General features: G+C 44.7%; 23 protein-coding genes, 1 tRNA gene, 1 other RNA gene and 1 pseudogene. 3 read left to right on the plus strand and 23 right to left on the minus strand.

Annotation, left to right across the window (positions count from 1 at the left end):
- Positions 1 to 104, plus strand: a pseudogene (locus tag AC0TWI_RS10495) (ATP-binding protein); the annotation flags it as partial.
- 1,010 nt (positions 105 to 1,114) lie between these two features.
- Here AC0TWI_RS10495 and ssrA read toward each other — a convergent pair.
- The 13 genes from ssrA to AC0TWI_RS10560 all read right to left on the minus strand — a co-directional run bounded on the left by ssrA (position 1,115) and on the right by AC0TWI_RS10560 (position 14,101).
- Positions 1,115 to 1,479, minus strand: a transfer-messenger RNA (tmRNA) gene (gene ssrA / locus AC0TWI_RS10500).
- A gap of 388 nt (positions 1,480 to 1,867) precedes the next feature.
- Positions 1,868 to 2,335 carry an SsrA-binding protein SmpB gene (gene smpB, locus AC0TWI_RS10505; protein WP_488126301.1) on the minus strand — a complete coding sequence of 156 codons (468 nt, stop codon included), beginning with the start codon at positions 2,333 to 2,335 and terminating at the stop codon, positions 1,868 to 1,870.
- 108 nt (positions 2,336 to 2,443) lie between these two features.
- The gene (rnr, locus tag AC0TWI_RS10510) at positions 2,444 to 4,780 is read right to left on the minus strand and encodes a ribonuclease R (protein ID WP_488126302.1); all 2,337 of its coding nucleotides are present in this window, start codon (positions 4,778 to 4,780) and stop codon (positions 2,444 to 2,446) included.
- An 18-nt stretch (positions 4,781 to 4,798) separates the two neighbouring features.
- Complete coding sequence (locus tag AC0TWI_RS10515; RefSeq protein WP_488126303.1) at positions 4,799 to 5,545, minus strand: alpha/beta hydrolase; 747 nt, start codon at positions 5,543 to 5,545, stop codon at positions 4,799 to 4,801.
- A 298-nt stretch (positions 5,546 to 5,843) separates the two neighbouring features.
- Positions 5,844 to 6,077 (minus strand): preprotein translocase subunit SecG, encoded by a 234-nt coding sequence (secG, locus tag AC0TWI_RS10520; protein ID WP_488126304.1) that lies wholly within the window; start codon positions 6,075 to 6,077, stop codon positions 5,844 to 5,846.
- Between the two features lie 139 nt (positions 6,078 to 6,216).
- Complete coding sequence (gene eno / locus AC0TWI_RS10525) at positions 6,217 to 7,506, minus strand: phosphopyruvate hydratase (RefSeq protein ID WP_488126305.1); 1,290 nt, start codon at positions 7,504 to 7,506, stop codon at positions 6,217 to 6,219.
- A 68-nt stretch (positions 7,507 to 7,574) separates the two neighbouring features.
- Positions 7,575 to 9,119, minus strand: coding sequence for a 2,3-bisphosphoglycerate-independent phosphoglycerate mutase (gene gpmI, locus AC0TWI_RS10530; RefSeq protein WP_488126306.1), 1,545 nt, complete (start codon positions 9,117 to 9,119; stop codon positions 7,575 to 7,577).
- On the minus strand, positions 9,112 to 9,873 hold the full coding sequence (tpiA, locus tag AC0TWI_RS10535) for a triose-phosphate isomerase (RefSeq protein ID WP_488126307.1): 762 nt from the start codon (positions 9,871 to 9,873) through the stop codon (positions 9,112 to 9,114). The genes gpmI and tpiA overlap by 8 nt, the downstream gene beginning before the upstream one ends.
- 40 nt (positions 9,874 to 9,913) lie before the next feature.
- Positions 9,914 to 11,098 carry a phosphoglycerate kinase gene (locus AC0TWI_RS10540; RefSeq protein ID WP_488126308.1) on the minus strand — a complete coding sequence of 395 codons (1,185 nt, stop codon included), beginning with the start codon at positions 11,096 to 11,098 and terminating at the stop codon, positions 9,914 to 9,916.
- A gap of 193 nt (positions 11,099 to 11,291) precedes the next feature.
- A complete protein-coding gene (gene gap, locus AC0TWI_RS10545) occupies positions 11,292 to 12,299 on the minus strand; it encodes a type I glyceraldehyde-3-phosphate dehydrogenase (protein ID WP_488126309.1) in 1,008 nt (335 codons plus the stop codon).
- A 54-nt stretch (positions 12,300 to 12,353) separates the two neighbouring features.
- A complete protein-coding gene (locus tag AC0TWI_RS10550; RefSeq protein ID WP_488126310.1) occupies positions 12,354 to 13,382 on the minus strand; it encodes a sugar-binding transcriptional regulator in 1,029 nt (342 codons plus the stop codon).
- 117 nt (positions 13,383 to 13,499) lie between these two features.
- Positions 13,500 to 13,742 (minus strand): glutaredoxin family protein, encoded by a 243-nt coding sequence (locus tag AC0TWI_RS10555; protein ID WP_488126311.1) that lies wholly within the window; start codon positions 13,740 to 13,742, stop codon positions 13,500 to 13,502.
- A 221-nt stretch (positions 13,743 to 13,963) separates the two neighbouring features.
- The gene (locus AC0TWI_RS10560; protein ID WP_488126312.1) at positions 13,964 to 14,101 is read right to left on the minus strand and encodes a YrzI family small protein; all 138 of its coding nucleotides are present in this window, start codon (positions 14,099 to 14,101) and stop codon (positions 13,964 to 13,966) included.
- A gap of 773 nt (positions 14,102 to 14,874) precedes the next feature.
- Between AC0TWI_RS10560 and AC0TWI_RS10565 the strand changes: the two genes are divergently transcribed.
- Positions 14,875 to 14,946: transfer RNA gene (locus AC0TWI_RS10565), tRNA-Arg, on the plus strand.
- Between the two features lie 156 nt (positions 14,947 to 15,102).
- Here AC0TWI_RS10565 and AC0TWI_RS10570 read toward each other — a convergent pair.
- The 3 genes from AC0TWI_RS10570 to AC0TWI_RS10580 all read right to left on the minus strand — a co-directional run bounded on the left by AC0TWI_RS10570 (position 15,103) and on the right by AC0TWI_RS10580 (position 16,189).
- Positions 15,103 to 15,420: a hypothetical protein gene (locus tag AC0TWI_RS10570; RefSeq protein WP_488126313.1), complete on the minus strand. Its 318-nt coding sequence runs from the start codon at positions 15,418 to 15,420 to the stop codon at positions 15,103 to 15,105.
- 335 nt (positions 15,421 to 15,755) lie between these two features.
- Positions 15,756 to 15,968 carry a LexA family protein gene (locus tag AC0TWI_RS10575; protein WP_488126314.1) on the minus strand — a complete coding sequence of 71 codons (213 nt, stop codon included), beginning with the start codon at positions 15,966 to 15,968 and terminating at the stop codon, positions 15,756 to 15,758.
- The gene (locus tag AC0TWI_RS10580; protein ID WP_488126315.1) at positions 15,968 to 16,189 is read right to left on the minus strand and encodes a hypothetical protein; all 222 of its coding nucleotides are present in this window, start codon (positions 16,187 to 16,189) and stop codon (positions 15,968 to 15,970) included. Before AC0TWI_RS10580 ends, AC0TWI_RS10575 begins: the two co-directional genes overlap by 1 nt.
- Before the next feature lie 126 nt (positions 16,190 to 16,315).
- Here AC0TWI_RS10580 and AC0TWI_RS10585 point away from each other — a divergent pair, with 126 nt between their 5' ends.
- Positions 16,316 to 16,687, plus strand: a complete 372-nt coding sequence (locus AC0TWI_RS10585; protein ID WP_488126316.1) for a YhjD family protein — start codon at positions 16,316 to 16,318, stop codon at positions 16,685 to 16,687.
- Between the two features lie 46 nt (positions 16,688 to 16,733).
- On the opposite strand, the gene AC0TWI_RS10590 is transcribed toward AC0TWI_RS10585, so the two are convergent.
- The 7 genes from AC0TWI_RS10590 to AC0TWI_RS10620 form a co-directional block, all read right to left on the minus strand.
- Positions 16,734 to 17,510, minus strand: a complete 777-nt coding sequence (locus tag AC0TWI_RS10590; protein ID WP_488126317.1) for a hypothetical protein — start codon at positions 17,508 to 17,510, stop codon at positions 16,734 to 16,736.
- Positions 17,511 to 17,592: 82 nt separating this feature from the next.
- On the minus strand, positions 17,593 to 18,528 hold the full coding sequence (locus AC0TWI_RS10595; RefSeq protein ID WP_488126318.1) for an N-acetylmuramoyl-L-alanine amidase: 936 nt from the start codon (positions 18,526 to 18,528) through the stop codon (positions 17,593 to 17,595).
- Between the two features lies 1 nt (position 18,529).
- Positions 18,530 to 18,778, minus strand: a complete 249-nt coding sequence (locus AC0TWI_RS10600) for a phage holin (protein WP_488126319.1) — start codon at positions 18,776 to 18,778, stop codon at positions 18,530 to 18,532.
- A gap of 13 nt (positions 18,779 to 18,791) precedes the next feature.
- Complete coding sequence (locus AC0TWI_RS10605) at positions 18,792 to 19,199, minus strand: hypothetical protein (protein WP_488126320.1); 408 nt, start codon at positions 19,197 to 19,199, stop codon at positions 18,792 to 18,794.
- 74 nt (positions 19,200 to 19,273) lie between these two features.
- Positions 19,274 to 19,657 (minus strand): VOC family protein, encoded by a 384-nt coding sequence (locus tag AC0TWI_RS10610; RefSeq protein WP_488126321.1) that lies wholly within the window; start codon positions 19,655 to 19,657, stop codon positions 19,274 to 19,276.
- Between the two features lie 175 nt (positions 19,658 to 19,832).
- Positions 19,833 to 20,984, minus strand: a complete 1,152-nt coding sequence (locus AC0TWI_RS10615; RefSeq protein ID WP_488126322.1) for a siphovirus ReqiPepy6 Gp37-like family protein — start codon at positions 20,982 to 20,984, stop codon at positions 19,833 to 19,835.
- Positions 20,985 to 21,006: 22 nt separating this feature from the next.
- Positions 21,007 to 21,936, minus strand: coding sequence for a hypothetical protein (locus AC0TWI_RS10620; RefSeq protein ID WP_488126323.1), 930 nt, complete (start codon positions 21,934 to 21,936; stop codon positions 21,007 to 21,009).
- Between the last annotated feature and the right edge of the window lie 64 nt (positions 21,937 to 22,000).

Raw genomic sequence — 22,000 nt, forward strand, 5'->3', positions numbered from 1 at the left:
TGGACAGACTCCTTCATCGGGTCGAAGTAATCCACCTGAATGAGGACAGTTATCGAATCAAACACAGAAGCACCATATTCAGAGAAGAACATGTTCAATCCTAGTTAGCAAAAAGTGTTCAAAACTACTTGACGGTAACAGATAGTAAGTTTTTAAAAAATGCTCGTATTTTCATAATCACATTCTACCTCAAATGGCTGATTAAAAAATCGCTTATAATTAACGCTGCTAGTTGTCAAAAGCATGTAAATCAATGGGCGAAAAAATCACAGTGTTTCCGTATAGTGAAAAATTATACAGCAAAGGCTTTAACGTTTACTATGAAGCGTGGTTTAATTGAAAAGAAACCCGTTTGACCTTGTAGAAGTTACCTATCAACAAACAAACGAATTCTTTAGAGGAAGAGGAATTTGAAAACTTTTATACTCATGAGCAACTCGTTGAATTTCTCTTAATTGCTTTGCTATGGAAGGCTATATCAAATACTATACATTCCTTCACCTATTTTCCTTTCCTGGAATGCGTAAAAGAGAAGCATTAGCCTTAACATGGAAAGATATTGATTTCAATACACATGACATCAGTATTAAGAAGGCACTACAGGCAAAACAGGATTGTATTTAGGGCCTACTAAAATAGTTTAGTCCGTACTATTAAGCAGATTAGAAAACAATTCCGCTCTTTAAGCTTTATAAAAAGACACAGGCCGAATTGTATTAACAACAAGGCAATTCAACAAATAAAAAGTCTCAACTTGTCTTTGCAAACATCGATAACAAATTGACTGATCCAAATCAAACATACAAATGGATTAATAACATCTTAGGCAAATATCAACTAGAACACATTAAAGAGGTTCAGCCCCGCTTAGAACATAAAGACGTAAAAACAACGTTAAAAATTATGCAGATATAAAAAAAGAAAAGTCAGGAACAATTGATGGTTCCCAAAATTATTTAAATACCAGCGCTTCAAATTAGCTGCTAGTTTACTGCTAGGATTAGCTAGGTTTTTAGCTAGGCTCTTAATGTGAAACTCAATGACATTAAAAAAGCGCCAAAACCCTTAATAAAACAAGGATTTTGACACTCAGATAAACTCAACGGCTTCATATGTATGGAGACGGCGGGAGTCGAACCCGCGTCCAGAAATATCGGCACTCAAGCGTCTACGCGTGTAGTCGATATATTATTGTTTCGCTGCTTCTTCCGCCCATCGACAGGCATCCGAAGAGCTAGCCTGATTGGTCTCTTCCATGGTCCTCAGGCGGAGGACTTCCGGCGTAGCCCACTTAAAGTGAGTCCCTTACCCTACCACATGGGCGATGGAGGGAGGAACCGCGTTCAGCTGTTATTAGGCAGCGAATGCGAAGTTGTTGTTTTCTTTGCCAGTTATTATTGGCGTGACGTTTTAACGAGGCCGATCCCCTCGACTCGCAGCTTGAGCTCGAACTATCCCTGTCGAATCCGTAGCGTCCCCGTGGTGTAAAGATAAGCGGCGAATTTCTTCGTCAGCTTATTCGTTTGCATCCTCACGTACTGATGTACGTTCCGGTGCGCTCACATGGCGCTTCCTCGAACTTCTTGCTTCTCTTTCCACCATACTGGTATAAAGACAAGCGGTGAATTCTTCGTCAGCTTATTCGTTTGCGTCCTCACGTACTGATGTACGTTCCGGTGCGCTCTCATGGCGCTTCCTCGAACTTCTTGCTTCTCTTTCCACCATACTGGTATAAAGACAAGCGGCGAATTTCTTCGTCAGCTTAATTGCATCCTCACCGTTCCGGTGCGCTCTCAGGATGTTTGAGCATTTGGCGTTACATGTTTTATTCTAACATATGTTCGCTATTTGTCAAGATGCTCCCAGTTTACATCTTTTGTCTTTCTCTGAATGCTCTCTCGATGTCTCGTTTTGCTTCTTTCTGTTTCAGGTCTTCGCGTTTGTCGTATTTCTTTTTTCCCTTACCAAGGCCGATTAAAACTTTTGCGTAGCCATTCTTAAGATACATTTTTAGCGGCAGGATCGAATATCCCTGTTCCTTAGATTCGCCGATCAGTTTGTTGATTTCTTTACGGTGCAGGAGCAGCTTGCGTGTCCGCAATGGATCGTGATTGTAGCGGTTTCCCTGGTCATATGGACTGATGTGGGCGTTGTGCAAGTAGAGTTCGCCTTGATGTATGCGGGCGAATGAATCTTTCAGATTGACCTTCCCGGCCCGTATTGACTTGATTTCTGTTCCTTGCAGGACAATACCCGCTTCGTATGTCTCTTCAATAAAAAAGTCGTGACGCGCTTTTTTATTTTGCGCGATCAGTTTCCCTTCTCCCTTAGGCATTGGAACTCCCCCTTCACAGCCTGTTGCTTGTTTTCCTATTATACATGAATAAGGCAAGAGAGAGAAGCAAGGAGGCAAGAGGCCCTGCCGATGACAGGGCCTCTCTCTTTATCTCTTCTTCCGGCCTTTCTTCTTTCTTGCTCCTGCCGGCTTATTGTCAAAGGTTTTCTTCTTTTTCCGTCTTGGAGGCGAGGTTGTCCATTCACCGTCATCCGTAGAACCTTGAGGTCCCTTCGCCTTGCCATTATTCCCTTTCAGCTTGACGATTTGCGGCTTCCTGTCGCCTGACTCCCGTTTGCGGTTGTTTTTCATGCCGACGATTTCAAAGTCGATGTCATGCTCGTCCTTATTGACTTTAATAACCCGGACAGTAATCTCATCTCCTATTCGGAAGACGTTTCCTGTCCGTTCGCCGATCATTGCAAAATGCCGTTCATCATAGCGATAGTAATCATCGGTCATATAGCTGACATGGACGAGCCCCTCGATCGTATTCGGCAATTCCACAAACATACCAAAGTTCGTAACAGAGCTGATAATCCCGTCGAATTCCTGGCCGATTTTGTCTTCCATGAACTCGGCTTTTTTCAGTTCGTCGGTATCCCTTTCCGCTTCGACTGCACGCCGTTCCCGCTTAGAAGTATGGTCAGCGATCTCCCTGAGCCTTGCATTCCACTTATCGCGCGTCGCTTGATCAACCTTTCCTTCAATTAAATATGTGCGGATCAGCCGGTGAACGATCAGGTCAGGGTAACGGCGGATCGGCGAGGTGAAATGGGTGTAATACTTCGTCGCCAGCCCGAAATGCCCAAGGCTTTGCGGATCATACTTCGCCTGCTGCATCGATCGGAGCATGACCGTAGAAATCACCATATCCTCTGGCTTCCCGTCAACCGCTTCGAGGATTTCTTGCAGAGCACGCGGATGGACAGAGTTCGCTGTCCCTCTGACAATCAAGCCAAAATTCGTAATAAAGTCGAAAAACCGTTGCAGTTTTTCTTCCTTCGGGTCTTCGTGAATTCGGTAGATGAAAGGAACATCAAGCCAATGGAAATGCTCTGCGATCGTTTCGTTGGCGGCAAGCATGAATTCCTCGATCATCCGCTCTCCGATCGACCGCTCTCGGATGACAACATCCGTCGGCTTTCCATCATCATCAACAATTACTTTTGCCTCTTTAAAATCAAAGTCGATGGCTCCGCGTCTCATCCTTTTTCTTTGCAGGACACCTTGAAGTTCCTCCATCAATTCAAACATTGGAACGAGCGATGCATATTTCTCCCGCAATGCTTCATCCTTTTCAAGGAGAATTTTATTCACATCGCTGTACGTCATCCGTTCCGTCGTTTTAATAACACTTTGGAAAATTTCATGGCTGACGGCCTCTCCTTCAGCATTCAATTCCATTTCACAGGAGAGGGTGAAGCGGTCTACTTTCGGATTTAAGGAACAAATCCCATTCGACAAGCGGTGTGGAATCATCGGAATGACGCGGTCTACCAAATAGACGCTCGTGCCCCGTTCATACGCTTCCCGGTCAATCGCAGAGCCTTCTTTCACATAATAGCTGACATCGGCAATATGAACGCCGAGTTTATAGTTCCCATTCTCAAGCTTCGTTACCGTAACAGCATCATCGAGGTCCTTCGCATCGGCCCCATCAATTGTTACAATCGTCTGGTCCCGCAGATCCCGGCGGTTTTTGATGTCTTTCTCATCGATTGTATCCGGTATGCTGTTCGCTTCCTCCATCACTTCATCTGGAAAAGCAATCGGCAGCTCATGATTGTGGATAATCGACAAAATATCGACGCCCGGGTCGTTTTTATGGCCGAGTATTTGGATGACTTCCCCTTCTGCATTTTTTCTGCCTTCCGGGTACGCCGTGATTTTCACAACTACTTTATGGCCATCGACTGCACCCATGGTTGCATTTTCAGGAATGAAAATATCATCCGCAATTTTTTTATCATCTGGAATGACGAAACCGAAATGCTTGCTCTCGGAAAAGGTGCCGACAATCTTATCGGTACCCCGCTCAAGAATGCGGATGACCGTCCCTTCCTGGCGGCTGCCCGAGCTTCCCGCTGAAACACGGACAAGCACAGTATCGCCGTTCATCGCACCATTTTTCTCATGCGGCGGGATGAATACATCATCAAGCCCCTGCTCATCCGGCAGCAAAAAGGCAAAGCCTTTCGCATGGCCTGACAGCGTTCCTCTGATCAAGTTCATCTTCTCCGGAAGACCGTAGCGATTGCTCCGCGTCCTGACGACAAGTCCTTTTTCCTCCATTTGGACAAGCGCCTTTACAAAACTCTTGAAGTCCTCGGAATCCTCAATCCCGAAAGCCTCCTCCAGTTCTTTTACCGTAAGCGGCTTATACGCTTCATCCTTCATATACGACAAGATTTTGTCCATTAACTCACGTACTTCTTCGTCCATTATCCATCCTCCTTGCTTCTAATTCGACCACTCCAGGCTTTCGAGGAATTTATAAACATCCTCATGCAACTGTTCTTTTTCTGGCCCTAACGTGATCACATGGGTTGATTCCTCATACCATTTGATGCTTTTCTCCAATGATTCCGCCTGCTCGTAAATGATATTGGCACTATCGGTATTGATCATTTCATCATGTCTTGCCTGAACGACGAACAGCGGATTATAAACCATGTCGACATTCTCGCGGACATCCGCAATTAGAGCTTGCAAAGCCTTCAATGTCTTCATCGGTTTTTTCCTGAATTCGGTCATCTCTTCCTCAATTGCTTCTTCACTTTTTCCTTCGAATTGTTTATATTGAACGGCGTAATCCAGAATTCCCTGGTACATCGTTTCTTCACTTTTTATGTACATCGGTGCGCACATGGGTACAATGCCCTTTACAGGTACAGTGTAACCCAATTTCAGGGAAAATACCCCGCCAAGCGAAAGCCCTGCTACGGCAATTTCATCATGGCCTTTTTCTTTTAAATATTCATAGCCCTGGATCACATCTTTCCACCAATCATCCGGCCCTGTCTCAAGCAGCTCTTCAGGCGGAACGCCGTGTCCCTTATACTGCGGCGCATGGCATGTGTATCCCTTTGTCTCCAAAAACCGACCGAGCATCCGTACGTCTGCACTGCTTCCCGTAAAGCCGTGCAATAACAATACGGCTCGTTTTCCTGTTCCAAATGTAAATGGCTGTGGTGCTTTAATTCTCATTTCCTGCTGTCTCCTTTACGTCTCTTCATTCTATGTATACCCATTATTCACCTAAATCAACGAATCGGCAACCATCGCGTTTCTTCATTTTGCATTTCGATAAAGATTCGTCAGCAAGCAGTGCTGCAGTCCACGTGAGCGCTGCCTGCACAAACCAACAACTTGGCTGCCGCTGTAAAGTGACCCCCGACTATAGATTCATTTTATTTCCATTTTCCGCCCTGACTATTCCCTTTCAAAAAAGGAAAAGGCCCGTCTCCAATATGAAGACCAGGCCTTTTCCTCAATAAAGATCCGTTTATACTTCAAAAAATGAAACAGCGATTGTCAAAACAAAGAACAAGATCGAAAGGACAACGGTAATCCGATGAAGGACCAAGTCCATTCCGCGCGCTTTTTGCTTGCCGAAAAGCTGTTCAGCACCACCGGAGATTGCTCCGGACAAACCGGCGCTTTTTCCAGATTGAAGCAAAACGACAGTGATAAGTGCGATGGAAACAATAATTAACAGTGTGATAGCAAATGTATGCACTGAAGTACACCTCCTGAGACGAACATCAAGCTTTTCTTTCATCGTACCATAATGATGGGAAGTATACAATGACTTCCAAGGTCAATCCGAAAAAAACAGGCTTGCCGGGCGATAAGCCCAGCAAGCCTGTCCGCATGGATTAGCGAATGTTGTAGAATGTTTTTGCTCCAAGGTATTGAGCTGTGTCGTTCAGCTGATCTTCGATTCGGAGAAGCTGATTGTATTTCGCGACACGGTCTGTACGTGAAGGAGCACCTGTCTTGATTTGTCCAGCATTTGTTGCAACAGCGATATCTGCAATCGTGCTATCCTCTGTTTCACCGGAACGGTGGGAAATGACCGCAGTATAGCCTGCGCGCTTAGCCATTTCAATTGCATCGAATGTTTCAGTAAGCGTACCGATTTGATTTACTTTGATTAAAATCGAGTTGCCTACGCCTTCTTCGATTCCGCGGGAAAGTTTTTCTGTGTTTGTTACGAAAAGGTCGTCCCCGACAAGCTGTACTTTCTTACCGATTCGCTCTGTCAGCAATTTATGGCCATCCCAGTCGTTTTCGTCCAAGCCGTCCTCAATGGAGATGATTGGATATTTGCTGACAAGCTCTTCGTACCAGTCAACCATTTCTTCGGAAGACTTGACGATGCCTTCTCCGGACAAATGATATTTGCCATCCTCTTTGTTGTAAAGCTCGGAAGAAGCCACATCCATTGCCAATTTAACTTCTTCACCTGGTTTGTAGCCAGCTTTTTCAATCGCTTCGATGATTGTGGAAAGAGCCTCTTCATTGGATTTCAAGTTAGGGGCAAAGCCGCCTTCATCGCCGACACTTGTATTGTAGCCTTTTTCCTTCAAGACTGCTTTCAGTTGATGGAAAATTTCAGCGCCCATACGTAATGCCTCTTTGAAGCTTGGAGCTCCGACAGGCATAACCATGAATTCCTGGATATCGACGTTATTATCCGCATGCTCTCCGCCGTTTACGATATTCATCATTGGAACCGGCAATTGCTTAGCGTTGAAACCGCCAAGATACTGATAAAGCTCCATGCCGAGGAAGTCTGCTGCTGCACGTGCTGCCGCCATGGATACACCAAGGATCGCATTTGCGCCGAGCTTGCCTTTATTCGGCGTGCCATCCAGCTCAATCAACGCTTTGTCGATTCCAACCTGATCGGTTACGTCGAAGCCGATAATTTCTTCAGCGATAATATCATTGACGTGTCCAACCGCTTTTTCCACTCCTTTTCCGCCGTAACGGCTCTTGTCGCCATCGCGGAGTTCTACGGCTTCATATTCACCTGTAGACGCGCCGCTTGGAACAAGGGCACGGCCGAATGCACCGGATTCAGTGTATACTTCTACTTCCACTGTTGGATTGCCTCGGGAATCGAGAACTTCACGTGCATATACTTGAGTAATGAATGGCATTAAAAATCTCTCCTTCAATGAATGTTTTATCCTACTACTATCCACTATAGCCGAAAATCCGGCTAGTTTCACTTTTCGTCTTCTTTGATCAAGCTTTTGCCGGTCATGTCTTCCGGCTGTTCAATTTGAAGCAGGTCGAGCATCGTCGGTGCCAAGTCAGCAAGAATGCCCCCATCACGGACTTGGATGCCTTGCTTTGTGATGATGACTGGAACCGGCCGTGTCGTATGGGCGGTCATCGGCTTGCCGTCGAGCGTGACCACTTCATCGGAGTTACCGTGGTCAGCTGTGATGATGGCAGTGCCGCCTTTTTCTAGAATCAGATCCACGAGTTTGCCGAGGCATTCGTCGACCGCCTCAATTGCCTTCACTGTCGGTTCAAGCATACCTGAGTGTCCGACCATATCAGGATTGGCAAAGTTGAGGATGATCGCGTCAAAACGATCGTTTTTGATCTGGTCATAGAGCGCTTCTGTCACCTCATATGCACTCATTTCCGGCTGCAAATCATACGTGGCAACTTTAGGAGAGTTGATCAAAATCCGCTCCTCGCCCGGGAATGTCTCTTCCCTGCCGCCGCTCATGAAGAAGGTTACGTGCGGATACTTTTCTGTTTCAGCAATCCGCAGCTGCTTTTTGCCGTTTTTCGACAGCACTTCTCCAATTGTATTGTTCAGATTCACCGATTTGAATGCGACATATCCGTTGACCGTCTCTGAAAAATGCGTCATGCAGACAAAATAGAGATCTTTTGGCCGATTAGGTCCGCGGTCAAAAGCTTCGAAATCATTATTTGTAAAGACGTTCGAAATCTGGATCGCACGGTCAGGCCGGAAGTTGTAGAATACAACAGAATCGTTATCTTCGATTGTTGCTACCGGCTTTCCGTCTTCATCGGTTATAACGGACGGGATGGCGAACTCGTCGAAAATTCCGTGCTTATACGAGTCTTCTACCATTGTCATTGCATCCGGATAAAGCGGGCCTTCGCCATACGCCATCGCGCGGTACGCCTTCTCTACGCGATCCCAGCGCTTGTCCCGGTCCATTGAGTAATAACGGCCAGAAACGGTGGCAATTTTGCCGACGCCATATTCTGCGATTTTTTCCTCAGTCTCTTTCAAATACTTCTCAGCTGTTTTCGGGCCGACATCACGGCCATCAAGAATCGCATGGATGTATACTTCTTTCAATCCTTGGTCAGCAGCCAGCTTCAACAAAGCAAACATATGATTAATATGACTGTGGACGCCGCCATCCGATAGAAGGCCGAGAAGATGCAGCTTCGTGCCATTTTTCTTCGCATGCTCAATCGCATGGAGGAATGTTTCGTTCTCGTCAAATTCTCCGGTCCGGATCGCCAAGTTGACGCGTGTCAGGTTTTGATAGACAATTCTGCCTGCCCCGATGTTCAAGTGGCCGACTTCCGAGTTTCCCATTTGTCCTTCAGGAAGGCCAACCGCTTCTCCGCTTGCCTGGAGCTGGTTATGTGGGAAGTTTGACCAATAACGGTCAAAGTTTGGTTTATGCGCCTGTGCAACCGCGTTTCCAAACGTTTCCTTCCGACAGCCAAAACCATCAAGTATGATCAGCGCTACTGGTGATTTACTCATTCGAAGCACCTTCCAACAATTTTAAAAATGATTCAGCTTCAAGACTTGCGCCGCCTACTAGTGCGCCGTCAATATCCGGCTGTCCCATGTATTCTGCAATATTTTCCGGTTTTACACTGCCACCGTACTGGATTCGCAACGCATCAGCAGTTTTTTCGGAAAATTGATTTTTGACCGTTTCACGGATATGCGCACATACTTCGTTCGCATCTTCAGATGTAGAAGATTTCCCTGTGCCGATTGCCCAAATTGGTTCATAAGCAATGATCGCCTTTGCTACCTGCTCTTCGCTTAGGCCAGCCAGCGCCTTCTCCACTTGTCCGCCAACAAGGTTTTTCGTTTCACCGGCTTCACGCTGCTCAAGCGATTCCCCGACACAGATGATCGGAAGCAGACCGTAATTGAATGCTGCCTTTGCCTTTTCATTTACCGTTTCATCTGTTTCATTGAACATCTCACGGCGCTCGGAGTGGCCGATGATGACATAGGTTACACCAAGGTCACGAAGAGCTTCAGGGCTGATTTCCCCTGTAAAAGCACCGCTTTTTTCAAAGTGCATCGTCTGGGCGCCGATTTTCAGTTCAGTTCCTTCAGTTGCACTGACAAGACGCTCAAGGAAAAGCGCCGGCGCACAGATAACAGATTCCGCTTTGCTGGCAGCAGGGATCTTGCCTTTTACCGCCTCAGCGAAATCAAGCGCCTCGCCCAATGTTTTATTCATTTTCCAGTTACCCGCTATAATTGGTGTACGCATTATCACATTCATCCTTTCTTTTCATCCAGGAAGCTCTTTTTTACTTATCGTCTAGCGCCGCAACGCCTGGAAGAACTTTTCCTTCCATGAATTCAAGCGAAGCTCCACCGCCAGTAGAAATGTGGTCCATTTTCTCAGCCAATCCAAATTTCTCTACCGCTGCAGCGGAATCCCCGCCGCCGATAACCGAATACGTGTCTTTCGCATCGGCTAGTGCCTCAGCTACGGCTCTTGTGCCTTTGGCAAACGGCTCTAACTCGAATACTCCCATCGGTCCGTTCCAAATGACAAGCTTCGAATCACGGATCACGCCCGCATACAGTTCAGCTGTTTTAGGACCGATGTCAAGCGCCTCCCAGTCAGCCGGAATCTTATCAATATCAACGACTTTTGTATTGGCATTCTCCGAGAAATCATCCGCTACGACTACATCAACCGGCATATAAAACTTAACGCCCTTTTCCTTTGCCTTGTCTATGAAAGAGTTGGCAAGATCGATCTTATCTTCTTCGAGCAAAGATTTGCCGACTTCATGGCCCTGTGCTTTGACAAACGTGTACGCAAGTCCGCCGCCGATGATCAGGTTGTCCACCTTTTCAAGCAGGTTGTCGATAACGCCGATTTTGTCCTTTACTTTCGCACCGCCGATAATCGCGGTGAAAGGACGTTCAGGATTGGAAAGTGCCTTGCCGAGAACTTCCAACTCCTTCTCCATCAGCAAGCCTGAGGCAGAAGGCAGGAATTGTGCAATTCCTTCCGTTGAAGCATGGGCTCTGTGGGCTGCACCGAAAGCATCGTTCACGTAGAAATCAGCAAGATCCGCAAACGCTTTGGCGAGTTCTGGATCGTTCTTCTCCTCACCAGGATAAAAGCGGACGTTCTCAAGCAAAATGATGTCGCCATTTTCCATCTTGTCAATATCAGCTTTTACTTTTTCGCCGTATGCCTCTTTTTCCGCAATAACGTCTTTGCCAAGCAGCTCGGACAGGCGTTCTGCGACAGGAGCAAGTCTCAGCTCATCCTTCGCTTCCCCCTTCGGACGGCCAAGATGACTCGCCAAAATGACTTTGGCACCTTGCCCGGCCAAATGTTCTATCGTCGGCAGCGCCGCACGGATCCTTGTATCATCCGTCACTTTGCCTTCGCTCATCGGAACATTGAAATCCACCCGGCAAAAAACCTTTTTCCCGTTCAAATCCATATCTCTGATTGATTTCTTTTCCATTCCTACGCCTCCTCATTCGCTACTTTAGAGCAGTTTCCCATAAAACAGGAAAGGGAGGGGGATGCTTCCCCTCTCCCCGATTCACTTCATATTATAGATGCCGCCCTTCTGCGAATCCAATAAAAAGCGGCTGGCCCGCCGGCCCGGCATCACGTGCTCATTGTTGTCTTGCTATCCGAGTTGGTTTTTCAGATTATAGACCTTTTTTAGCGATGTAAGCAGCTAGGTCAACAACACGGTTTGAGTAACCTGTTTCATTGTCGTACCAAGACAATACTTTCACCATGTTGCCTTCAAGAACCATTGTCGATAGAGCATCAACGATTGATGAATTTGTGTTGCCATTGTAGTCAGTAGAAACAAGCGGCTCATCAGAATAAGCAAGAATGCCTTTCAATTCGCCTTCTGCAGCTTCTTTCAACGCTGCATTTACTTCTTCAGCTGTAACTTCTTTTTCCAATTCTGCTACAAGGTCAACAACAGAAACGTTTGGAGTAGGTACACGCATTGCCATACCGTTCAATTTGCCTTTTAGTTCAGGCAAAACAAGTGCGACCGCTTTTGCAGCACCCGTTGTTGTAGGGATGATGTTTTCAGCAGCAGCACGCGCACGACGGTAGTCCTTATGTGGCAAGTCAAGGATCTGCTGGTCATTTGTGTAAGAGTGAACTGTTGTCATCATTCCGCGCTTAATGCCGAATTTGTCGTTCAATACTTTTGCAAATGGAGCAAGGCAGTTTGTTGTACAAGAAGCATTGGAAAGAACGTTATGCTCGCTTGGGTTGTACTGGCCTTCGTTTACGCCCATAACGATTGTCAAGTCTTCACCGGAAGCCGGAGCAGAGATGATAACCTTTTTCGCGCCTGCTTCGATATGTTTCGCAGCGTCTTCTTTTTTCGTGAAACGGCCTGTAGATTCAACAACGATATCTACACCGAGGTCTCCCCAGCCAAGAGCTGCAGGATCGCGTTCAGCCAATACTTTGATTTTATGGTTGCCAACGATGATTGTATCTCCGTCTACAGAAACTTTCTCTTCCAATGTTCCGTGAACAGTATCGTATTGCAATAAATGAGCCAACATATTTGCATCTGTCAGGTCATTGACCGCAACGATTTCCACTTCCGGATTGTTGAGTGCTGCACGGAATACGTTTCTGCCGATTCTGCCAAAACCATTAATACCAACTTTAACTGCCATTTTTATTTCCTCCTTTTAGTGTGTTGCAAAATATTCTATATTTAAAAGAAGCTTTTAAGCCTCTTCTAAAAGCTTTCTCGCTGCGCCTTCATCCGTTATCAGCACGGTCTGTTCAGGCGCACTAACCATATAGGATCTGATTGCCTTCGCCTTTGACGTCCCTCCAGCTGTAGCGACAATACAGGGAACACGATGAAGATCTGCAAGCTGCAGTCCGATAGTGGGTACTTTATGTACTATTTCCCCAATCTCATTAAAATAATAGCCGAAAGCTTCGCCAACAGCGTTTTTTTCAATGATCTTCTTCATCCCGGCTTCACTCGTCCTTCTGCGCTTAGCCATCGTCATTGCATCGCCAATTCCATGAAGAACGATATTGGCTGACTTGATCATAGAGACAATCTCTATAATAGTAGGCTCTTTCATCAAGGATTCATATGCCTCCCGTCCGACTTGGTCAGGGACATAAAGGACTCTGTGGGAACCGCCCGTTTTTTCGGCCATGGTCGCACAGATCACATTCGCCTGGTTTTTCACGTCCTCGCCAATTCCGCCTCTAGCTGGGACGAACAGCAAGCCTTTGCCTTCGCCGTCCATCGGCTCAAGCATATCGGCCGCAGAGGCCATCGTCGTTCCGCCGGTTACTGCGATGACATTTTCTTGCGAAAGGCACTCGCGCATATAATCGGCACAAGCCTTTCCCATTTCTTCTTTCACTACCGGAGTTTCATCACTATCTCCCGGGATAATCTGCACTTTCCGGACTCCAAGCTTTGATTGAAGCTTTCTTTCCAGTTCACGGACACCCGACAACTCCTGCACCATGTCCTCCAGTTCAGCCAATAGTCCTTTACCCGCTGACGTGACAGTCATGCCTGAAGATTTAATTTCGATCAAGCCACTGTCTTTAAGAAAGTCAGCTTCGCTTCTCAACACCCGTTCGGTCATGCCTAGCATTTCAGCCAATTTTCTGCGGCCAACCGGCTCCGCCAGCCTGATGGAAAGAAGGACCTGATACCGCTTTTGCATTACTTCAAGCATATCGGGCACTATTTTCTGTTGAACCTTTAATAGAGAGCGCATGCGAAATCTCCTTTATCCTATCGGGTCGCAAAATGTCCAAGTAAGACCAATTACGTCCCACTTAGGTTAAAAAAAATATCAGCCCCTCATTTATCATAGCAATCTTTGCTCAAGACTTCAATTTTTATGTTTGAGAATATATTCCTCGATCACTGCCGGGTCAATTGTCCCGTATTGGAGCAACTCACCTTCCGCTTCTACTACCGGAATCATCAGGCCGAACGCTTCCGTCCATTCGTCCTTTTCCTCAATATCCCGTTCTTCGATTTTGAAATCCAGATTTTCCTGAAGCATATGGAGGAGCACCTTTGCATCTTCACAGAGCGGGCATTGCTTGCGTGTGTAAAAGATCAGTTCCATTTTGCAACCCTCACTAATTTCATTATCCTTCCTCTACAGCATACCACCAGCGGCCAAAAATAAAAATAGCGACGGCGTAAAATCAGCCGTCGCCCATTGAATCACATGTAATTACATCAGTCGCTAGGTACTATCCAGCGAGGCCTCCCAGAATAGTTGGTTTGTATACATTGCCATGATCATCATATCCATCATCCTTTCTCCAGTTTTTTTATGCGTTCTTACAGTCTGTGCAAATACGTTTGCTGTTCTCGGATCCGGTCATAGTTTCTCTGTATTTCTTCTTGGTGCATAAGTTCTTCCATCGTCGGAATATGCTTTTGAATGGTGATTTTCAAAAATAATATTTTTAATGTCATGTCCGGCCACCTCCCCTCCTTGAAAATTTATCCAATGTAAAAAGCCGCAAAGAGACGGGTCTCCTGCGGCAAGGCACAAAAAGGCCGCAGGAATCCCTTCACCCTGCAGCAAAATTAAAAGCCGCAGGGCATCATTCTCCCTGCGGCATGGATAGTAATTGGTCAGCGTTAATAATTAGCAGGCAATCCAATCCCGATTGGTCGAATGAATCATTATTTTGTTGTGCTGAGAAATGAGTAGAATTGATTTCATGTTCTTCGACCTCCTTTGGGAATTTTTACTGCTATAAGGGAAGTATATCCACATTCAAGCAAGATTGCAACCCTTTTCTTTAAAAGTTCAAAATTTGTACATTGACAAGCTAGAAAACCTTCTATATCTTTGCTGTGCTCCTTCTCTAAACGGAGTGCTGCGGATGGCAGAATTCCCTACCTGATCGGCGATTGCAGCTGATAATCGGCTCTACTTTTAATCACCGCTACAGGGTTCGGCATTTTACAAACTTCATAGCTGCAAAGTGACCTACGCGGGACTAATCAGCTTCCCTCGGGTACTTTGGGCATCTCTAGGGTGACCTACGTACCGGCAATCAGCCGCTCTCGGGCACATTAAACCTTTCTATGCAACAGACGCGCGCATAACCGCCTTCCTTCAGGCACACAGGATTTTCTCCCTCCCGGTCGCTTAACGAGCGAACCTGGAGGTTTTTGAAAAAAAGACTTGCCAAGCGGATTTAATTACTTTATAATCACATATTGTACGATAAAAATTTGCCCTCGTAGTGTAACGGATAACACGTAAGATTCCGGTTCTTAAAATGTGGGTTCGATTCCTGCCGAGGGCGTCAGCACGTTCCGATATGTAAGGTTTGAACAAAAAGCAAAAGGCTCGTAAACGTTGATACCACAGCGTTAGCGGGTCTTTTTTCTATTTTTCTTTGCCGACATGAATACGATAAAATCCGGCACGTTTTGATATTTTTTTACACAAATTTTACACACTAAAGCCATCGCCCAACGAAAAAAGCAATCGTTATGAAAACCACAACCAAAGCCCTCAATCCCGACGCATTATCCTCCTCTACATCATATGATCCGTACGTCTCCGGTTGCTTGACAAGCCGGATTCTCCGCTCAACATAATCGGATCCGTATTCCTCCTCCTCCTGTATGGCGAATCTCCCGAGATCGTCCCTCAACCGGTCGCTTACGTCTGTGTTCCTCTGATGGGGTTTGTTCCACTGTTTCCATTCTGATTGCTCCGGACTGTCCAGCAACATCATCCACATCAACTTTTTCTTTTCCTCTTGGGATAGCATATTCGCTCCCTCTCCCCTCTCTGCTTTTTGGGTCACTCTCCATAAAATAAACATGGTCAGATGCGCGCCAAGCAGGGCGGGGGAGAGGGATGTCAGCCCGCCGATATGGTTTTAGTAACTGGTAAAACTCTGGCGAATGTGCCGCCATGAACAGGGCCGCCCTAATGATTTGATTGCGATCCAACGTTGTCGCCCGAAACATACCATCTACATAATTTTTGTAATCGTCATGATACCGAACCGTCGGTCTGTACAATTAATCTCTCCCCTTCCCTGACGTCTGTCTGACGCCTTGTACATTTATATGGGAAGTTGTGCGAGATATGCCTCTTGTGTCAGGCAATTATTGAAATCGTTCTAGGCTGGCCAGGAGCAAAGTTAATATATCCCTTACGCTTTAGTTGATCCAAATGTGTACATACTGTGGATACGGACCTTATACCAATCAAATCAGTGATTTCCCTGTAAGACGGTGAGTAACCGTGTTCCTCCACATATCCCTTTATTGCAGATAAAATATCTTGTTGCCTTTTAGTCAATTTACTCATCACTGCAGTACCTCCACATATGTAATTTTGTTGAATGGTATCTTTCTAAACTTTTCATCTTCGCACGCAATATAAAAAGATTTGTCCCTATAATTGGCATAGTGGATATGTCCAATCACTGTCTTTTCTGGATCCGCACATATAAATTTTATTTTCTTGTGGAACTCGATGGCCGCGTCTATTTCTTCGCTTTCGTAAAAGCGATTGTTTTTGAAAACCATCTTATCACTCCTAACCGCTGTCGATACACGTTCTATATTCGCATTATTTCACGAACAAACGTTCTTGTCAATTCCCTGTTTTTTGATTAGAATGGAATCAATCATTATAAAATAGGGGCTGGCGGCATGACGAGAATACCTACACAGGATCGGGACATTATCGAACAGGCGATATATTTGCCAATGGTATTAACTGTTTTGGAAAGGGATAAAAAAGTGTTTAGCGCGAGTCCATTTAAGTTTCGGGACCCATATATAAAATTAGTCGAGGACGTAATGGGGATAGTACATAAGGATTTAGCTCATGCAAAAAGGTATTTATATCAGAACAAAATCAAGGTGGAACGACTGAAATCAGATGAGGCTTTCACAATGTACATATTTGTTTACAGAGGGTACGAGGAACAGCACAATTATTTTAATCCTCGTTTGCGGAATCGGACTGAGGAATTATTGCTGCACTATTTAGCACAGCAGAGGGAGATTGAGTTTGGATAAAAAAGCCCGGCAGAGTACCGGGCGATCATATTGTCGATAAATCTACCTACAATATTTTTCCTAAAATGAGAAACAACAAAGGTAACAAAATCATGGTTATAAATATCCCATAAACACGTCTTTTTAATTTGGCTTTTTGAAAGTGCTCTGGCCCAAAATTAAATTCAATGCTTGGCCATAACTCATCGATCTGTTTATCAAGCCAAAACGACCAAAGAAGAGAAGCGAGTCCGATCAAAACGGAAAGAAATATAATTCCATTATTGTTTGATGGTTTAATATTTAACAAGCCAAGTTTCTCAAGAAATGCAAGAACCAGAACAACTGTAAAGACCGTCAGGAACGAAATGACAAGCGAAGTAAGAAAGACAAGTATACGTTTATATTTCAAAATGAAATTCTCTTGAGGTTTGGCATGCTCAATAATATCTTTAATGGTCTGCGTTGAAGCATTGACCCAGTTGGAATCTGTACCTCTAACTACAGCTTGGCTTGGGTAATGCTTTTTTTCTGTTATATCTACCTTAATAAATTTATCATATCCCTGACTCATAAAATCAATTCGCAATGTCTCTACCTTTTTATTTTTCAATATATATTGATCAGCAACCATTCGATTATAATCACCCGAATATGAAGTCTGATCAGAGCACTCCAAAGTAATGCTTAACTTTCCCATATAGCCGAAGGAATTTTGAACGCTAGTTTTCTCTTTTTGTTCTATATCCTTTTGATAAATCTTATCAATTTGTTTGCATAATTCTACTATGTTTTCTTCAGAAAAAACCTTATTATTAATTTTCATACTATTTGTCTGTTCCACGAACCGGCCCTCCTACGCTCATACTAAATTATATTCCATTATAGAGCATCGGAGGACCATTTTACCATACCCGTTAAAAATACTAATCTAGCAATCCAGCTCGATCTAGTATAACTGCAATTTCTTCTCTAGTTGGGACAGCTCCCGGTCTAGTGCCGTCCATAATTGGACTGCCATCCTGCCCTTTCTTTTTATGCGCTTTTTCCCAAGAAGTTTTTGCCCAATCACTTACTTTATTGATGTCACGTTCAGGCATTTTCGCAGCCTCCTTCTTTTCTTCTGGTAGGGGGTTACTATTTATCGTATATGTTGCATAAGCGTTGTCAGCATTGGATATCCAAGCTGACGGACCAATTCGGTACCACCCGTCTTTAATTTCAAGCACACGCCAGCTGGTCCCCTTTTCTGCCTTACCTATCACTGCTGCATTTGTGGACGGCGCTTTCCTCATGTTTAGGAAATCGGTCGTTACAGTAGCGATTCCAAGGACATGTGCCGGATACCTGACAACCGAAGACGCTTGCGGCGTCCTTGCTAATGTCAAAAACTGCCCCCAGTTATAAGCAGCCTTGCCGCTGCGCATTTGCTGAGGACAGTTTTTTCCACTCCATTTATTGTGCTGGTATACCACATTGATGGTGAGATGCGGATGTTTGCTTAACAAATACCGAACCAGCCAAGCCGCATTTTCTACAGCCTTTTTGTAATTTCCATCTTTATTAACACAGATTTCGATATGGATAGAATACATATTTCCCGGGCCGCGGCCGTCTCCTGCAGCCCATGCTACTTCATCGTCCGGAACGGACTGATAAATGATATCCCCATCATCCACTTGATACTGCCAGGATGCTTCTCGTGAGTTACCTAATTCCTGCAGGCGGGCATGGGATTTAGCGTTAGCACCTACGTTTGTATTCCCCGTCTCATGGATTGTGATTGACATTGGAGTGCGCTTGATACCCGGCCGAGTCTTCTTATTGGATGCCGGGATAAGCCATTGAACGATCTGTGGCATGTTATTTCAGCCCCTCATCTTTCAGAAACTGTTCCTGCAACTTTGCCCTTTTGCTGATATACGTATTTTTCCAAAGCCCGTAGATCAAAATAATAAACGGGACAGCTGCCACCAGGACACCTACAAACGCATCGATGCTGTCCTCATTAAACCAATCAAAATGCACATTGAGCGTACCCAAAAATAAAAGGACCGCCGACAGCAGTCCTCCAAAAAGCGCGAAATATTGTTTTAGCTTGTCTGCATTCATTTTAATTGCCTCCTCATTTTGTAAGTAAGTGAGCGATTAGGTAATAGATTGCTCCGCCCCCACTCGCCAAGACCACCAGACCGCCGCCTGCCTTTAATAGAATAGTTGTCACCTTATCCCACTTGGTCAGCCGTAACTCATGCCGCTGGGCTTCCTGCGTCGTGCTCATAGTCATAGCATCGTGAACGATACCAAATAGCCTGTCCGTGTTCCTCTCCATCGTTGATCGTGTTTCTCTAGCCTCCGACATTACCGTGTTTTCCAAACGAATTGCATTATCTTCAAGTAGCTTAATTCTTGCCTCCTGGCGCCGATCACTCTCTTCAAGATTAGTTAGCCGATCCCCATGGTCACTTAGAGTAGTGTCATGTTCACGCATTTTGTCATACACGCTAAACGGCTCCTTTTCCTTATCTGGCATACTCACTCCCCCTTTCTTTTCCCTCTATATAAACAAAAAGAACGCCCACGGGGGGACGTTCAAAAATTCCTTAATCACAATATAAAAGGATCATCTTTATCATTTTTGTAGATTTGTGGATCGGCTTGGCGTGTGAGTAAGAAATCTGTTTTTACAAATAGATTAGATAGTGAATTATCAACACGTTTACCTGCATGCGGATTATAATCCTCCAAATTTTCCCCAATCTCATTTGCTTCGGCTTTAAGTAACTGATTTCTGAGATCATGCTTTTCATATGCACGTAATATTTCTAGTGACATCTCGAAAGCTTTATTCAAAGAGAATCCAATATGATAAGTAACTCGCTCTCCGTATTCATCTCTTGCCTTTTCTGTTTCAATTATTTCCCAACCTTTTGCAAGAAATTTATCAATTTCTCTATCGTTTACTATGATAACTTTAAAATACTCTTTCATAAGTTATCCCCCTCTCATGTCATATTTCCAATATTCAACATAAGAGGGCAAGGTTCCTTCTCTTTTCCCTATATCTTTTTTCTCATAATAGTTACAACGCTGGATAGACAAAAGAATAACCAGAAGATAAACCAAGTCGTCAGCCAAGGATGGCTATAGATTACCTGCATTTGATTCACCTCACAATCTCATTCCGCATCCCTGCCAGTTCCTGTTTAATCTTGCTGATTAGTGTCGGCCGGCTGAATCCGAATGTGGCTTCAAGCTGAAAGCCTGATGGCTCGTAAATCTCTTTTACTTCCGTGATACGGCTATCCATCGTGACACCCCAGCCAGGTTCCTGGAGAGTTACGATGTCACCCAGGTTCCAATCCTCTTCATACTTGAAAGTGGACTCGGTGAGGATCTGTCCTTCAAGGAAAAATTCTTGCTGCAGTTCAGCCAGTGCGTTCTCTCCTCGATTGGTCAGATCACGCTCAATATCAGCTACTGGACGCGGCACCGGCTCTTCATCGTCTGTTTCCTCCGATACGTCTCTGGCGTCCACAAACAGTTCCCGGCGGGCAAGGCCTGTCGCCTCCCCTAACTCAATCACTCGACGCTCTACCCCCTCACCCTGACCGGCGACATAGGCGGTGTTTTTATAATTCAAGTCGCTGTCCACGAAATGCATATTCTTGATGTTATCAAATTGAGGAGAGAAAATGACCGGCGAATGCACGTCTTGATTAACGGACAGGTCCCGCCCTTCATCCGTTTCGAATATCCATTTTTGCAAATCGTAGTCTACCCTCATTCCCCAGCCGATACCAGAGAGCATAGAAATGTCGGCCAGTTCCTCATCCAGATTCTTGAAACGGGATTGCCAGTCTACATGAGGGCCGCTGCCGGTATCCTGCTCGATTATCAACTGCTCAATCTTCCGTCTGGCGTCAACCGGACTGACCACATTCCGATTCACATAATGCTTCATAACCGTTTCGGCTGCAGCGGCCCGATTGTCGTGTGATGTGTGGGCAGGCGGCAAGGCGAGGCGCTGGCCGGTAACCGCCTTTAACTCCAGCGCCTTGATCAGCCAGTTCTCTGTCGCCTTCCCCTGTTCGTCCAGTTCAATTTCCCGATGGGCGATCTGATAGGCTTTATGCTTGTCCCGACCGACTACAATGACGTTCCCCTTTTGCAACGTGTCGGTATAGGCTTTGTACCGATTGATACGCAGCTCCAAGTCGCCGATGCCATGCCAAGAGCGCACAAAAAAGAGAGATTCATAATTACTAATCTCTCCGAGCAAATCGATATTTGGTGTGAAAATGCGGATGGGTTTCAATTTGGCACCTCGCTTCATGCTCTTATTTAAAATTCGAAATCAATTCACTCCAAAATTCAGATTGAAAAATTATGACAAACAGAAATATTATCCCAAACCCGAAAAGCAACCGTCCTAAACTCTCACTCTTTTCATTATGAATCAATAATTTTAACAAATAAAAGAGTACAATTAAGCTAAAACAAATAGAGAAGTTTATAACTAATATACTTATAAAGAAATTCCCATCTATATTGGGAATACTGCTAATGTTTATTCCAATCACGGCAAAAGCTGCTATCATCAACGAGAATATCGTAAAAATATTTTCATCAAATCTAGATACTTTTTTCTCCACTTTTACAACATTGCTATTGATACTCTCTAAGTCTTCATTTGCTTTATCTGATAGCTTTCTAAATTCATCAATTTGTACTTGTTGTTGAATGATCTTTTCATCTATCTCTTTTTTTGTACGGTCAAGCGCACTTTGTATCTCAATCATATCTTTTAAGCCATAGTCTATCATTGCGTAGAACCCTCTATCTGTTAATCTTATAGTGCCTAATCCGTGTTGAGAGAAGACCGTATCTAGAACGGTTCCGAACTTCAGCAAATCTACGGTAAGGTCCGGGTTTTTTTCCATTGCCTTAACTTGCAAATCACTAGGGCTAAAATTGTAGTCGACGAATCTCTTAAAAAATAGAATTTTAATTTCACTTTCAAACTCTTCAGGAGATAAATTTACTCGTTTCATAACTTCCATTTTAAATACAGATGGGTATTTTGCTTCACCTCTTTGATAAAGTCTTAAGCCCCCTTCTGGGCCACGGTTATTTAGTTCTTTTAATATTTTGTAACCATCGTCGGTAATAGGTTGTTTGTTGATTTCTTCCATTACCTCTAGATTCTTTGTTATTGTGTCATATTCGATTCTAACAAATTCACTGATTTCTCTACTTTCTTGATCCATAGTAACCTCCGGAAAGTCAGATAATTCATTTTAAATTTATTATACCAGATTAGTTAAATCATCT

This window comes from Lederbergia sp. B243.17, from assembly GCF_057657925.1.